Raw genomic sequence first — 12,863 nt, 5'->3', positions numbered from 1 at the left:
CGCTTCAGGTGCTGTGCTCGACGGTGAAACGGAAATCGTCAATGAGATCGCTGGCCGCCTGAAGCGCATCGGTAATCTCATGCCGCAGGCGGATCAGTTTCGTGGAGAGCAACCGTCCATCCGTGGAGTTTCTGTCCAGCGCCCGGAATATCTCGAGTTCGGCCAGCAGAGGTACGGGATAGGCCAAGGTACTGATGCCGTAGCTGTCCTGGCCATAGCGGCCCGATGCCGATGCCGTCGGGAAGGTAAGAAGACGAGACAGGCGAAGCACGATGCGGTTCGCACGCTGGCGAAGTGCGTCTTCCATGCTGGAAGCGCGCTCCAGAAAGGCATCAAACCAGTGGATCCGATGTTCAAGATCGGCCAATCCCGCGGGGATCGGCGCGAGTTCCGGCGGTGTATTTGCTTCGGGCAGTATTGCCGCGAAACGCTGCCGCATATCGCTCAGACGTGCCGTAAAGCGCTGCGGCAAGACTGGTTCAGTCGCCAGCGCGTGTACATAACGGCTGCACCAGTCGAGATCGGCCTCCAGGGCTTCGGGGTCCATCACGTCAATCGTGTCGTATTCGGTATGGTTGTACCAGCCGAGTGTCGCGCCGTTATGCGCTTTCACGATGTCGGCGCCGTAGCTGTGACGGCCCGTGGCGGCGGCAACGCCGATACCGAAGAACGATTGATCGCCGACGCGGCCTAGCGTCGTCACTTTCTGCGGCAGGCTGTCGTCGAAAACAGCGTGGGATAGTGTTTCCGAGAAGGCGGCGAGTTCGGGGCAACTGTTGATGTGGAACTCGCTCGTCCCCTTCATGCCGACGGAGTCGATATTGAAGTAAGCGACTGCATCGCGGTTGATGCGCTCCCAATGGCTGTCGACGAAATAGGTGGAACCTGCGGCTTCCGCCACCTCGTGGCCGTTCCAGAAGCAGAACACCACCGAGCGGCGCAAGGTCTCACGTTTGCTGGCCAGCAGCCGGGCAATCTCGAGCATGACCGACATGCCGGTCATATTGTCGGTTACACCGGGATTCCAGGAATCGATATGGCCGGAGACGACCACGAACTGCTCGCGTTCCGTCGAGGCCTCAGGGGCGTGCAACCATGCGAGAGGCTGCGACAGCGTGCGCCAGACGCGCGACGCCGTGGCACGGACATGAAGGGAAACCGGACCGTCCTTCATTCTCCTGCGCAACATGATGCCATCCGCCCGCGAAATGCTGACACCGAAGAGCCGGGGGATGTCGTTCCAGCTTTCAGGCGTCGGGTTGCCCCAGACGGCTTTCAGCGCGCGCCAGGGAATATACCGGCTGTCGTCTTCGCCCCAGTTCATCAGCACGATGCCGGCAGCCCCCAGCGATGCAGCAATGCGCGCTTTCTCCGGGGTTGCCGGAGCATAGGAAACTTCCGCCAGCACGATCTTGCCGCGCACGTCCTTGCCCTCATAGTCCGACAAGCCGCCGGGGCCGACGTCGACCAGTTCGGCAGTCAGTCCCTGTTCAGGCGTCGGCTCGATATGCAGGCAAGGTCGTGAATCCAGTATTTGGCCATCGGGCCCGCCCAGCGCCACAAAAGACGCACCGATGTCGCTGTCGTAGGTTTCGAATTCCTGCAAATACGCATCGAGACCATAGGTATTCATCGTCTCGACCACATATTTTCCAGCCGCAAGATCGACGCCCTGTCCGCTTTTGCGGTTCAGGAAGTGGGCGCGCATGTGGTCCACATGCTGCATCACAGTCGGGAAGGAGTAATCGAGCGCGGTCGTGCCGGTCTTCATTTTATTGGCTTTCATGATTGGATGTCAGGAACCGGCGGGCAAAATCGAGATAGACGGTTCGCGCAAGATGGAGTTGATCGAGGTCGACCCACTCGTCGCCGGAATGCATGTTCGCCCCGTCCGGCCCGAAGAGAAGCGTGGGGATGCCTGCGCGGCCCATAAAAATATTGGCGTCCGAGACACCACGGCCGAAGCGCAGATCGGGTTCCTTGCCAAGTAAGGTCCGATAGCTCTCGGAAAACTGGCGAATGAACGAGTTTTGTCGGTCGAGGAGAAAGCTTTCATATCGCGGTTCGCCCACGGTAATCAAAAAGCTTGCGGCGGAGCCTAGCGAGTCCGCCAATTCCCGCAGGGCTTCCAGCGTGCCCTCCACCGTTTCGCCCGGCATGAAATGCCAGTTGATGACGAAGGCTGTTTGATCGGGAACGCGGATCTCATATCGGCCATCGCCGGAACTGACGTTCAGGACGCAATGCGTTGCCGCGCCAAATTCAGGGTGCCGGAACCGTTCCATCGCGTCGATGGCGACGAGCAGGCGAGCCGCCTCGATCACCGCATTCACCCCCTCTTCCGGGCGAGAGCCGTGGGCGGAACGACCGGTGACGTCGACGCGAATATTGATCTTGCCCATGGCGCCGATGACGACGTCGTGGAAATGCGGCTCGCACATGATAGCCGCATCGATGCCGCGCTCCGTTCGAACAAAGGCGTTGGCGCCGCGCGACCAGGCTTCTTCATCGGCAAGCGCGGCGAAAATCACTTTGCCCGCCCATCTGTCGCGCGCGCTATGCAGAGCGCGAACGGTCAGCATGGCGGCGGCGAGCCCGCCCTTCATGTCCATCGCACCCAACCCGTAAAGGCGATTGTCCGCGATAACGGGTGCATGCGGCGCCTTGGTCCAGTTCGACGCGATGCCAACGGTGTCGCAATGGCCGCCGATCCACAGAGCGGGGCCGTGTCCGTTACCTTCGACGGTCACGACGACGTTCTTCAGACCGCCATCCGCTTCTTCCAATATCGCTTCCATGCCCTGGCGTTCGAACCAGTTCGCGATCCAGGTCTGGACATCGCCCTCCTCACCGGAGAAGCTCTGGATGGAAACGAGATCGCTCAGCAGACCGATGAGTTCCTCATCATAGGTGTTGGCGGCGGATGTCATTGGCCGGCGCCTTCAGCCGTAAATGCGATCCCGCCGTCCGTCATCACGATGTAACCGTCTTCGACGGCGATCAGCACGTCACCGATGGGCCAGACGTATTCGGCACAGCCGAGCATATCCGCCTCGACCGTCTCCTGAACGCCGGGCAGGAAGTAGACGGCGGAAATCGTCTGCCGCTGAATCGTGTGGCCGCAATCGCGCGTATAGTCATCGATCCCCTTGCCCGCGGGCAGGAGGCCAAGCCGCCGAAACTCGCCTTCCAACGGGCGCAGCAGATCGACGCCGATGGCATGGATTTGGCCGCCGCTCAGGCCGGCCTTGATCGACGGGATCAGGCCATCGATGAGAATGTCGCGCAGGCGGTCGTGGAGCGCTTCAAGCTCGGGGTCACGGCAGATCGTGCGTGCGATATCCGAGACGGCGCGAATACAGCCGAATGCGTCGGCAACGGTCAGCCCCATGTCGAACTTGATTGTCTTGTCGGTGGCGCTAACGGGGTAGTCACCAGCCGTGGCCGGAAGCAGCGTCCGCGCGCCGGAATGAACGATGTCGAAATAGGCCCCCACACGGTCGGCAAATCCATAGCGCCCGGCAAAGCGCGAAACGCCCTGATGGTAGGCCGCGACCAGATCGCGCTCTGTCATCTGCGCACCAGCATTGCGGTGAAAGAACGCGCGAGCGGCGTCGATCCCCTTCAGCACCGCATTGGCGGCAAAGAAGAAATACACAGCGTCGTCGCTTGCACGCCGATCCTGCCAGCGACGAATGACATAGCTCGCATCCTCGAACCGGATCGCCGTCTTTTCCAATTCGACGTATATGCCAGCGGAAAGACTGTCTTTCTGGATCGCAATCGTCCCGGTGCCCGCGCTGGCGAGCGCATCCACGATATTCGCCGCTTCTCCTGCGCGATGAAAATCGGACCGCGGCAGGGGCTGCTCCGCGAAGACGGTGATGTCTTCTGCATCAGGATGAAACAGGGCCGTAACGCCGAACTGCTCGCAGGCAGTTGCTGGAAGTCCGGTAAACATTTCCACTTCATGCGACGCGGTGATGTAGAGCGCCGGAGAACCCGTTTCGGCGCAAAGTGCGTCAAGCGGGGCAAAACCCTTTGCCGTCGCGGTCATGGCTGCGACAAGCCTCTTCCCATCGCGCAAGGTCTGAACGAAGGGGGTGAAGGCGGCCGCATCGGCGGTTCGGGTTACCAGCCATTGGGCTTCAATTTCGGATCGTCTCTTGCGATAGATATGTACCGCCGGAAGGGGGGCTGCTGGCCAAAGCGACACCGGCCCGCTGCGCGCAAGGGCCTGATACCGCGTGACAGGCAGCGACGGATCGCATGAAATCGTTTCATCGCCTGTGATGGAGCGCACGGACTGCTCAAAGCTCACCGGCGGTTGGCTGCTATCCTTCAGCCAATCGAAGTAGCGACCGTAGACGGATTTTCCGACCGTTGCGGGCATAACCTTGCAGGCATCGGAATCCGCATCGCTGATGACGACGCTCGACACGCCATCCTTCTCGATCACCACCGGCGTCACGTTGAGGCGTGAACCGCGATAGATACCGGGATAGGTGAGCTGTTCACCGAACGCGGTGCCAAGACGTGCGACAACGTCTTCAAGGCAAGCGATAAGTTTAACCGTCATGATTTTGCTTCCGCGCGGCAAGCAAGGGCCGACGTTCTGTCTGTCACCCATCCGCCGACAGGCGGATGGGTCGTTCCGGGACTAGCCGCAATCAGTTGCGCGGCTGAGTGTTGATCATGGTCTTCTTCACTTCCGCGTAGGGCATTTCCCACTTGGCGAAGATCCTGGAATAGGTGCCGTCCGCGATCATCGCGTCGACCACCACCGCCACCGCATCACGCAGTTCCGTCTCTGCCTTGGAGAAGCCGAAGCCGGCATAATCGACGGCAATCGGCTGATCGATCAGGATAAACTTGCCCTTGTCAGCGGAGCCCTCATGCTCGTTGAGATAGCGGATGGCATCGACGCCCTGCACGGCCGCGACGGCACGCTTCTGGATAAGCTGAAGGCGGGCATCAGCCGTCTTGTCGACCAGCACGTATTTGACCTCTGCCAGCCCCTTGGCTTTGCAGACCGTTTCGTTGAACTCCTTGAGACGGATGAAGAAAATGCCGTTGCGGTTCACCGCCACCGGCTTGCCGCAGACATCTTCGGCCTTCTTCAGGTCGGGGCCTGCATCCGCCGTGGTGAAGAGCTGCGAGCCGGTCGCGAAATAGTCCACGAAATCGGTCTTTTCGCGGCGCGCGGGAATATCCGTCATACCCGATGCGCCCATATTGATACGGCCGGTATCAAGCGAGTTGATGAGCTGGTCGAAAGACTGCTCCTGCCACTCGACCTTCACGCCAAGGCGCTTGCCGATTTCTTCCGCCAGATCGATGTCGAGACCCTTCAGTTCAAGCGTCGCAGGATCCTTGAACTCCAGCGGCGGATAGGTGGGGCTGGTGCCGACAACCAGCTTGCCGGCTTGCTTGATCTTTGCCGGGACCTTCACCGCATCCTGCGCATGAGCCATGGATATGCAGGCTCCGAGCAGCGCGGCGCAAGCGGCCAAGACGGTCTTCTTCATCGGTCAGTTCCTCTCTGTATCGTTGGTTTCAGGCTGCGGCCTGGGCATTGAGGCGCTGCAGAAAGTCCCGCGTACGCGGCATTTTCGGTGCGCCGAACAGTTCGGCGGATGTGGCGCATTCCACGAGTTGACCCTCGTCCATGAAAGCGACCCGGTCGCAGACATCGCGGGCGAAGGCGAGTTCGTGGGTGACCACCACCATCGTCCGGCCTTCCTTGGCCAGCGCCTTGATGGTTTCAAGAACCTCGTCGACAAGCTCGGGATCGAGTGCCGATGTCGGTTCGTCGAACAGAAGAATCTCCGGCTTCATGGCCATGGCGCGGGCAATTGCCACGCGCTGCTGCTGGCCGCCGGAAAGCTGGACTGGGTAGCGGTCGTAATAGCCCTTCAGCCCCACCTGATCGAGGAGGGCGCGGCCGGTTTTATGCGCCTCTTCCCGCGCGACGCCTTGCACGACCATCGGGCCACAGCAGACATTCTCAAGCGCCGTCATATGGGCGAACAGGTTGAAGCGCTGAAAAACCATGCCGGTGCGCATACGTTGCGCCGAAAGTTCACGGTCATCGAGCTGGCGCAACACGCCGTCCTGAAAGCGGTAGCCGACGAACTCGCCGTTGACGTAGACGTCGCCGTCATCGACCGTTTCAAGGCTGTTCAGGCAACGCAGGAAAGTGCTCTTGCCACTTCCCGAAGGGCCGATCATGCCGAAGACCTCGCCGAAGCGGACTTCGAGCGTAATGCCACGCAGCACCTCCACCTGGCCGAACGACTTGCGGACATTTCTTGCAACGATGGCAGGGATCATGCGCCGGCACCTTCTTCGGAAGCAACGCGCCGGGAAGAGCGGTTGAGGGAACGGCCAAGGCGCTTTTCAAGCAGGGATTGCAAAATGCTGAGGATCGTAACCGCTGCCAGATAGTAGATCGAGCAGACGATCAGCATCTCGATGACGCGGTTATTGACAAAGTAGATCATCGACGCCGTATGCATCACCTCATTGTAGCTGATGACCGCAGCGATGGAGGTATGCTTGAGCATGCCGATCACTTCATTGCTGATCGGCGGGGTGATAATGCGCAGCGTCTGTGGCAGCACGATGTGGCGCATGACCTGTGGGCCGCGCATACCGACGGCGCGAGCCGCCTCGACCTGCCCTGCATCGACGGAGAGAATCCCGGCGCGAATGACTTCGGCAGTATATGCGCCCTGACAAACGCCCAGACCCAGCAATGCCGCCCAGAACGGTGTCATGACATCCACCATCCGCGCTTCCCAAAGGCCGGGAATGCCGACGCTCGGGAAGATCAGCGCGAGATTGAACCACAGGAGAAGCTGCAGGTAGATCGGCGTGCCACGGAAAAACCAGATGTAGCCGCCCGCAATCGCTTTCGCGACAGGGTTTTCCGACAGCCGCATCAAGGCCGCTATCAGGCCGAGGATAATACCGAGTGCCATGGCCAAAGCGGTCAACAGTAGGGTGTTGCCAAACCCCTGGACAATGGCCTTGGCCGTGAGGAAGCGGCCAACATACGCCCATTCGATCTGGCCGTAGGCGAAGGCGCGCCCGACAATTACGAGAACGACGACGCATAGGGCGGCGATTATCCACCTGACCGGATGGCGCAGGCCCACCCTGACGACCCCCGCCATGGGCGGGAGCCGCGTTCCAATCTCATCCATGACTTGTCCGTTGTTCACCCTCGGTCCGCAGCGTTGCGCCCGAAATGTTGTCTATTTTTTAGGCAACGCGGGATTGCCGGATAGAAAGTTCGCACACGGGGATTTTTGTGTCAATAGTCAGGATGATCATCCCAATATTTGGGAAAAATGCCTTGCGAAGCGCGCAGGCCGCTTGTAATCTCTCGCCGGAGGCAGACACGATAACGGGTTAGGTCATTGAAATGAGTATGGTTTTGGAGAAGGCGATCCGCCTGGTCGATTTGGTTGCGGAGGGCGTGGAGACTCTTTCCGCCCTGGCGACGGCATCGGGCATGTCCCGCAGCACCACCCATCGCCTGCTCGCAACGCTCGTCGAGCACAACTACCTTCTGTTGGAAGGCAAAAAATACGGCCTCGGCTATCGATTGCTGGAGCTTGGCGAAGCCAAGCGGCGGAATCTCAATTTTCTCGATGCTCTACGCCCCGTATTAAATAAATATGCAACGCTGACAAACGACACCATCCATTTGGCCGTTCTGGATGGAAAGGACATCGTGCTTCTCGACCGCGTGTTCGGTGACCGACAACTACGGATCAATTCTTTTCCTGGCCTTCGCAACACAGCTTACATGACGGCGGTGGGGAAGGTTCTCATCGGCAATCTGCCACAGAAGCAATGGCAAACCTTCATCGACAAGATACCGGCGGACTATCCGCGAACCGCCGAAGACATCATGGCCGACTTCAAGAACGCACAACGAAACAACGTCGCGATCGACATTGATGAATGTAATTTCGGCACCTGCGGTGTCGCCTCGAGCTTTCAGGTAAACGACCGGTTACGCGTTGCTTGTTCCATCAACGGTGCAACCGTCTATTTTTCAAACAACCGGCTCCAGGAACTTGGCGCAGTTGCCAAGCGAATGGCAATCGAATTAAGGGCAACACTGGATGGACAGATGCCCAATGTCGAATTCGACACGAAAGCCGTCATTTCGGCCCGCTGAAAACATTCAGCAGGAGCGGAACCATAGCCGGGTCAATTCGGCTCTGACTCATATATGTAACGGCCCGGTTAGAAAGGATTTTCCGCGTGAATCGCCGTCCGACGTTTCAGTCCTATGTCCGGCCCGTAAAATCGGTCATCGACCGCTGGCCACGATGAGATCCGCAATCCTAGTTACCTAATCATTTTATCGCGCTCAAAAGTGCATTGAGTCTGACGCTGCTCCCCGGAGCGCCCTCGGTTTGAATTGGACTCCGTCGGAAGGAGACGGAGATGAAAAAAGAGCCGGCTCAGCGAAAGGCAGAGCATTTCGGTGCTGAAGGTGCATCAGGCTGGGATTCCGGTTGCGGACATCCGCCGCATGAGGGCCTTGGCCTCGGACGTGGCCGCCCATTCATTGATGAAGGCGGTCTCGGTCATGGTGGGATAGAGCAAGACCCACCAGGCATAGCCGTTCGGCTCCGGCGCCCGCCCGACGCCGTAGAGACGGCCTGCCCAGCCCCCCAGAAAACGATGAACTCCGGGCATGGGAGCTCCGCGTTTGATCAATCCCCCGTGGGCGAACCAAGTACATAGTCTTTCTGCAGGGACCTGTCCGACGACGGATCCACCGCCTGGCATTCCGCGAAGTAAAAGGATCCGGGCTGCCGATTGCCTGGGTCCGCGCATATCTTCGCAAGCTGCGCCGACCGTGCTTCCGACGTCTGGCATCCCGTGAGCATGGAACCCGCGAAAAGCACACCGCAAGCATAGAGAACAGCTTTCATTGACATCTCCTCATTGCGTCGGGCCGGGTGCGGCCCGCCCAAGCATCCACTCAGAACGACACCCTTACAGGGATGACGGCGATCGCACTTGCCATTTTACGACATGCCGAGATTCGACCGGCCTGCCCAGAGGCGTCCCAATCCAAGGGCCTGGCAAATCACTGTCCCTCAGCGCGCATCAACCGCCATGCGAAACGGTTGTTGGGAGGCCGGTGGATCTGGTTCCGAGTGGACCGAGTCCATCGGCTTTGACCGAGCGAAGCTTGCCGCTGGCTCGGGGATAGTCGAGACAAGCCGGCGGAGAGGAAAGCGGTGCCGTTCATGCACTCCTAAGCATCTATGCGGAACTCGAGACAGCTTTGAGCTGCGTGCTTCCTGCGAGGCTTGGGCTTTACAGGTTCAGTTGCGGATGCCTCCAAGCATGAGATCGCAATATTCCTGCGCGAAGGATGCGGCGCGACGGTCCTTGCCTGGCTTGAACCAGCGCACCATCCAGTTCAGCATCGAGAGGACGGCACGGCTCGTGACCTTGGCATCAACCTGCCGGAACACCCCTTGGACAATGCCGTCAGTGATGATCTGCCGTAGCGCATGTTCGTAGCTGTCGCGTAGGCGCTGAGCCTCCGCGATCATCACGACGTTCTGCATGCCGCCATACCCGACGAGCATGGCGAGAAACCCGTCGTAATTGTTCTCGAAGAAGTCGGCGTGAGCGGTCATGAACCGCGCCAACTTCTCCTCGGGACCGGCAGCCTGCGCCGTGGCAGCGGAGACTGAGCGCAGCAGTCCCTCCAACGTCCGCACGATGATGGCTTCGTAGATATCCTTCTTGTTGGGAAAATAGTGATAGATCGCCGCCTTGGTCGCGCCTATCGCGTCGGCGACGTCGCCAAGGGATGTCCCCTCGTAGCCTTCCCGCGCGAAGAGATGGGCCGCATCGTCGAGGATGCGGTCCCGGGCATTCTCAATAACGGGCGGGCGGCCCTGGCGCTTCGGTTTCATCACAACTTTCCCGCATTCCTCAGGGGCAACTGATCGCACCCGATTCCTGGAGCCTTCTGATGTGGTGTGGCGCGAAACCGAGTTGCTCCGCAAGAACCTCGGCCGTGTGCTGGCCGATATCTGGTGGTGGCGTCGGAGGCCCGGACATGCTGGCGGACATGCGCACCGGGTTGCGGACCGACCGGAAGGTGCCGATCCTGGGATCCTCAACGGACATGACGCTCCGGCGCAGTTCCGCGATGTCGCTCGTCAGGGCCTGCCCGACGCTGCGGACATCGCCGGCCGGAACGCCGGCGGCGCGCAGATCGGCGAGCAGCTTCGTGAGTTCAAGGTTGCCGAGATGCTTCTCGAGCAGGGGGAGGAGCGTCTCGCGATGTTCGGTGCGCCTGCGGTTGGTGGCGTATCGGGGGTCATCCGAAAGCTCGATTAACCCGATCGCGCGGCAGAAGCGGCGAAACTGCTCGTCGTTGCCCACGGCAATGGCAATCCGGCCGCCGATACAGGCGAATATCTGGTAGGGCACGATGCTGGGATGGGCATTGCCGTAGCGGCCGTGTTCCTTGCCGGTGTTGAGATAGCCCGAGGCGACATTCGCCAGCAGGAACAGGGCGCTGTCGTTGAGCCCGATGTCAAGCCATTGTCCCTCGCCGGTCCGCTCACGCATGTAGAGCGCAGCGAGCACGGCCTGCACGGCATTCATGCCGGTGACGAGGTCGATGAACGCGACACCCAGCCGCATCGGCTCGCCGTCACGCTCGCCGGTGATCGCCATGAAGCCGGATTCAGCCTGGAGAATGAAGTCGTAGCCCGGGCGCTCCTCCAGCGCGTGCCCGCGCCCGTAGCCGGATATGGAGCAGACGATCAGGCGCGGATTGATCACTTTCAGGTCGTCATAGGTGAGCCGGAACTTGCGTAGCGACGCTGGCCGGAAATTCTCGACGAGGATATCGGCCTTGCGGGCAAGGTCGACAATGATTTCGCGACCCTCTGAGGTGCCGATATCGATGGCAAGGCTCTTCTTGTTGCGGTTGGCCCCGAGATAGTAGGTCGAAATCCCTTTGACCAAGGGGGGCGCAAAGCTGCGCGTGTCGTCGCCCGAACCGGGCTGCTCGATCTTCCAGATCTCCGCGCCGAGATCGCCCAGCGTCATGGTTGCCCAGGGGCCGGCCAGGACGCGGGACAGATCGAGGACCTTGATGCCTTCCAGTGCAGTGCTCATGACCCCTCGTCTTTGCTCATAATCGGACGCTCATCCATAGGAGACGTGAAGACATCGCTATCTCCCGGGCGGCCAACGATCACCCAATTTACATACCGGCTAGATGGTATATAACGCGAATCTGTTGTCAAGAAGTGCCCTGCCGGGGGCGACGTGAGGGCGGTGTGCGATGGCTTTGGATAACGAGACGATGCAGGGGTTGCTGGAGAGCGTTGCGCGCTTCGTCCGCGAGCGTCTGCGGCCCCTGGAGCATCAGGTGGCGCGGGAGGACTGCATCCCCGCCGAGATTCGGCGGGAGATCGCCGCGATGGGCCTGTTCGGCCTGTCGATCCCGGAAGACTATGGCGGCCTCGGCCTGACGATGGAGGAGGAGGTCCGGGTCGCTTTCGAACTCGGCAAGACCTCGCCGGCCTTCCGCTCGCTGATCGGAACCAATAACGGCATTGGCTCGCAAGGGCTGATCATGGACGGCACGGAAGAGCAGAAGCAGCGCTACCTGCCGCGGTTGGCCTCTGGTGAGCTGATCAGCTCATTCGCCCTGACCGAGCCGGAAGCGGGCTCGGATGCGGCCTCGCTCAAGACCTCGGCGCGGCGGGGCGAGGGCGGCTATGTCCTCAACGGCACCAAGCGCTTCATCACCAATGCCCCGCATGCCGGCCTGTTCACGGTGTTCGCGCGGACAGACCCGTCGCAGCCGGGCGCGAGGGGGGTCTCGGCCTTCCTTGTCGAGGCGGGGACGCCGGGGCTTTCGTGTGGTCCGATCGACAGGAAAATGGGCCAGAGCGGCTCTCATACGTCGGACGTGATCTTCGAGGATTGCCATGTGCCAAGCGACGCTCTGCTCGGCGGGCGGGAAGGGCAGGGCTTCCGCACGGCGATGAAGGTGCTTGACCGCGGGCGGCTGCACATCTCCGCGGTCTGCGTCGCGATGGCCGAGCGTGTGATCGACGACAGCCTGCGCTATGCCGTCGAGCGCAAGCAGTTCGGCCAGCCGATCGCCGAGTTCCAGCTCGTCCAGGCCATGCTCGCCGACAGCCGGACGGAGGCCTACGCGGCGCGCTGCATGGTGCTGGAGACGGCGCGCAGCAAGGATCGCGGTGCGGACGTCGCGACCGACGCCGCCTGCTGCAAGCTCTTCGCCAGCGAGATGGTCGGCCGTGTCGTCGACCGGGCCGTGCAGATCCATGGTGGGGCCGGCTACATCGCCGACCACGGCATCGAGCGCTTCTACAGGGATGCGCGGCTGTTCCGGATCTACGAGGGTACCTCGCAGATCCAGCAGATCGTCATCGCACGCAACATGGTCAGGGATCTCTGAGCATCGCCTGGCCCTCGTACCAGCCGGTCGGAATTAGGCCAATGATCATGTTCTCCCGACGTTGGAAGCCATCTGGAATGAAGGCGATGCCTGGACGATTATGAAGCCGCTTTTTCATCACGATCCGAGACTTCAGCGAAATGAAGGCGAGCGCCATTCGCCCTGCCGTTCCTTGACGACTGGGGAATTGTGTTCCCGTGAACCGGCAACCAGGGTCGACAGCGCTGAAGTCGACTTCAGGATAGGACAGTATTGAGAATGCTCGGTCGTCCGGTCGCCCGCTGCCCTTGCGGACGGGCCAATCCCTGTCGCCAAGGATCGATTGATCCTAGAGCTTCACCTCGAAGGCAGCGGCGGTCTTGGC

Annotated in this window: 12 protein-coding genes; 2 read left to right on the top strand and 10 right to left on the bottom strand. The window is 60.6% G+C overall.

Features of this window, described 5'->3' with window-relative positions; genetic code table 11:
* Nucleotides 1-4: 4 nt before the first annotated feature.
* From C7450_RS14445 to C7450_RS14420, 6 genes are read right to left on the bottom strand one after another with little or no spacing between them, the layout of a single operon-like run.
* On the bottom strand, nt 5-1,771 hold the full coding sequence (locus tag C7450_RS14445; RefSeq protein WP_110375180.1) for a M28 family peptidase: 1,767 nt from the start codon (nt 1,769-1,771) through the stop codon (nt 5-7).
* A 1-nt stretch (nt 1,772) separates the two neighbouring features.
* A complete protein-coding gene (locus tag C7450_RS14440) occupies nt 1,773-2,930 on the bottom strand; it encodes a M20 family metallopeptidase (protein WP_110375179.1) in 1,158 nt (385 codons plus the stop codon).
* Entirely contained in the window at nt 2,927-4,630 is a 1,704-nt protein-coding gene (locus tag C7450_RS14435; protein WP_210206449.1) for a M24 family metallopeptidase, read from the bottom strand. The genes C7450_RS14440 and C7450_RS14435 overlap by 4 nt, the downstream gene beginning before the upstream one ends.
* A 40-nt stretch (nt 4,631-4,670) precedes the next feature.
* Entirely contained in the window at nt 4,671-5,528 is an 858-nt protein-coding gene (locus C7450_RS14430) for an ABC transporter substrate-binding protein (RefSeq protein ID WP_110375177.1), read from the bottom strand.
* A gap of 28 nt (nt 5,529-5,556) precedes the next feature.
* A complete protein-coding gene (locus C7450_RS14425) occupies nt 5,557-6,333 on the bottom strand; it encodes an amino acid ABC transporter ATP-binding protein (protein WP_110375176.1) in 777 nt (258 codons plus the stop codon).
* The gene (locus tag C7450_RS14420; RefSeq protein ID WP_110375175.1) at nt 6,330-7,208 is read right to left on the bottom strand and encodes an amino acid ABC transporter permease; all 879 of its coding nucleotides are present in this window, start codon (nt 7,206-7,208) and stop codon (nt 6,330-6,332) included. The genes C7450_RS14425 and C7450_RS14420 overlap by 4 nt, the downstream gene beginning before the upstream one ends.
* 227 nt (nt 7,209-7,435) lie before the next feature.
* Here C7450_RS14420 and C7450_RS14415 point away from each other — a divergent pair, with 227 nt between their 5' ends.
* On the top strand, nt 7,436-8,194 hold the full coding sequence (locus C7450_RS14415; RefSeq protein WP_210206448.1) for an IclR family transcriptional regulator: 759 nt from the start codon (nt 7,436-7,438) through the stop codon (nt 8,192-8,194).
* A gap of 326 nt (nt 8,195-8,520) precedes the next feature.
* On the opposite strand, the gene C7450_RS14410 is transcribed toward C7450_RS14415, so the two are convergent.
* The 3 genes from C7450_RS14410 to C7450_RS14395 all read right to left on the bottom strand — a co-directional run bounded on the left by C7450_RS14410 (nt 8,521) and on the right by C7450_RS14395 (nt 11,181).
* The gene (locus C7450_RS14410; RefSeq protein ID WP_110375173.1) at nt 8,521-8,721 is read right to left on the bottom strand and encodes a hypothetical protein; all 201 of its coding nucleotides are present in this window, start codon (nt 8,719-8,721) and stop codon (nt 8,521-8,523) included.
* A 638-nt stretch (nt 8,722-9,359) separates the two neighbouring features.
* Nucleotides 9,360-9,962: a TetR/AcrR family transcriptional regulator gene (locus C7450_RS14400; protein ID WP_110375171.1), complete on the bottom strand. Its 603-nt coding sequence runs from the start codon at nt 9,960-9,962 to the stop codon at nt 9,360-9,362.
* A 19-nt stretch (nt 9,963-9,981) separates the two neighbouring features.
* Nucleotides 9,982-11,181, bottom strand: a complete 1,200-nt coding sequence (locus C7450_RS14395) for a CaiB/BaiF CoA transferase family protein (protein WP_110375170.1) — start codon at nt 11,179-11,181, stop codon at nt 9,982-9,984.
* 169 nt (nt 11,182-11,350) lie between these two features.
* Here C7450_RS14395 and C7450_RS14390 point away from each other — a divergent pair, with 169 nt between their 5' ends.
* Entirely contained in the window at nt 11,351-12,499 is a 1,149-nt protein-coding gene (locus tag C7450_RS14390) for an acyl-CoA dehydrogenase family protein (RefSeq protein ID WP_110375169.1), read from the top strand.
* Here the strand turns inward: C7450_RS14390 and C7450_RS33960 are convergent.
* Complete coding sequence (locus C7450_RS33960; RefSeq protein WP_170147248.1) at nt 12,486-12,656, bottom strand: hypothetical protein; 171 nt, start codon at nt 12,654-12,656, stop codon at nt 12,486-12,488. The two genes, C7450_RS14390 and C7450_RS33960, sit on opposite strands and share 14 nt — an antisense overlap.
* Between the last annotated feature and the right edge of the window lie 207 nt (nt 12,657-12,863).

The organism is Chelatococcus asaccharovorans, assembly GCF_003201475.1.
GTDB lineage: Bacteria > Pseudomonadota > Alphaproteobacteria > Rhizobiales > Beijerinckiaceae > Chelatococcus > Chelatococcus asaccharovorans.
Note: the sequence above shows the minus strand (reverse complement) of the source record. Positions and strands in the feature narration are given on the sequence as shown.

Coding starts and splice junctions, on each gene's coding strand:
- C7450_RS14445 (WP_110375180.1), bottom strand. CDS start 1,771: ATGAAGACCGGCACGACCGCGCTCGATTACTCCTTCCCGACTGTGATG.
- C7450_RS14440 (WP_110375179.1), bottom strand. CDS start 2,930: ATGACATCCGCCGCCAACACCTATGATGAGGAACTCATCGGTCTGCTG.
- C7450_RS14435 (WP_210206449.1), bottom strand. CDS start 4,630: ATGGGTGACAGACAGAACGTCGGCCCTTGCTTGCCGCGCGGAAGCAAA.
- C7450_RS14430 (WP_110375177.1), bottom strand. CDS start 5,528: ATGAAGAAGACCGTCTTGGCCGCTTGCGCCGCGCTGCTCGGAGCCTGC.
- C7450_RS14425 (WP_110375176.1), bottom strand. CDS start 6,333: ATGATCCCTGCCATCGTTGCAAGAAATGTCCGCAAGTCGTTCGGCCAG.
- C7450_RS14420 (WP_110375175.1), bottom strand. CDS start 7,208: ATGGATGAGATTGGAACGCGGCTCCCGCCCATGGCGGGGGTCGTCAGG.
- C7450_RS14415 (WP_210206448.1), top strand. CDS start 7,436: ATGGTTTTGGAGAAGGCGATCCGCCTGGTCGATTTGGTTGCGGAGGGC.
- C7450_RS14410 (WP_110375173.1), bottom strand. CDS start 8,721: ATGCCCGGAGTTCATCGTTTTCTGGGGGGCTGGGCAGGCCGTCTCTAC.
- C7450_RS14400 (WP_110375171.1), bottom strand. CDS start 9,962: ATGAAACCGAAGCGCCAGGGCCGCCCGCCCGTTATTGAGAATGCCCGG.
- C7450_RS14395 (WP_110375170.1), bottom strand. CDS start 11,181: ATGAGCACTGCACTGGAAGGCATCAAGGTCCTCGATCTGTCCCGCGTC.
- C7450_RS14390 (WP_110375169.1), top strand. CDS start 11,351: ATGGCTTTGGATAACGAGACGATGCAGGGGTTGCTGGAGAGCGTTGCG.
- C7450_RS33960 (WP_170147248.1), bottom strand. CDS start 12,656: ATGGCGCTCGCCTTCATTTCGCTGAAGTCTCGGATCGTGATGAAAAAG.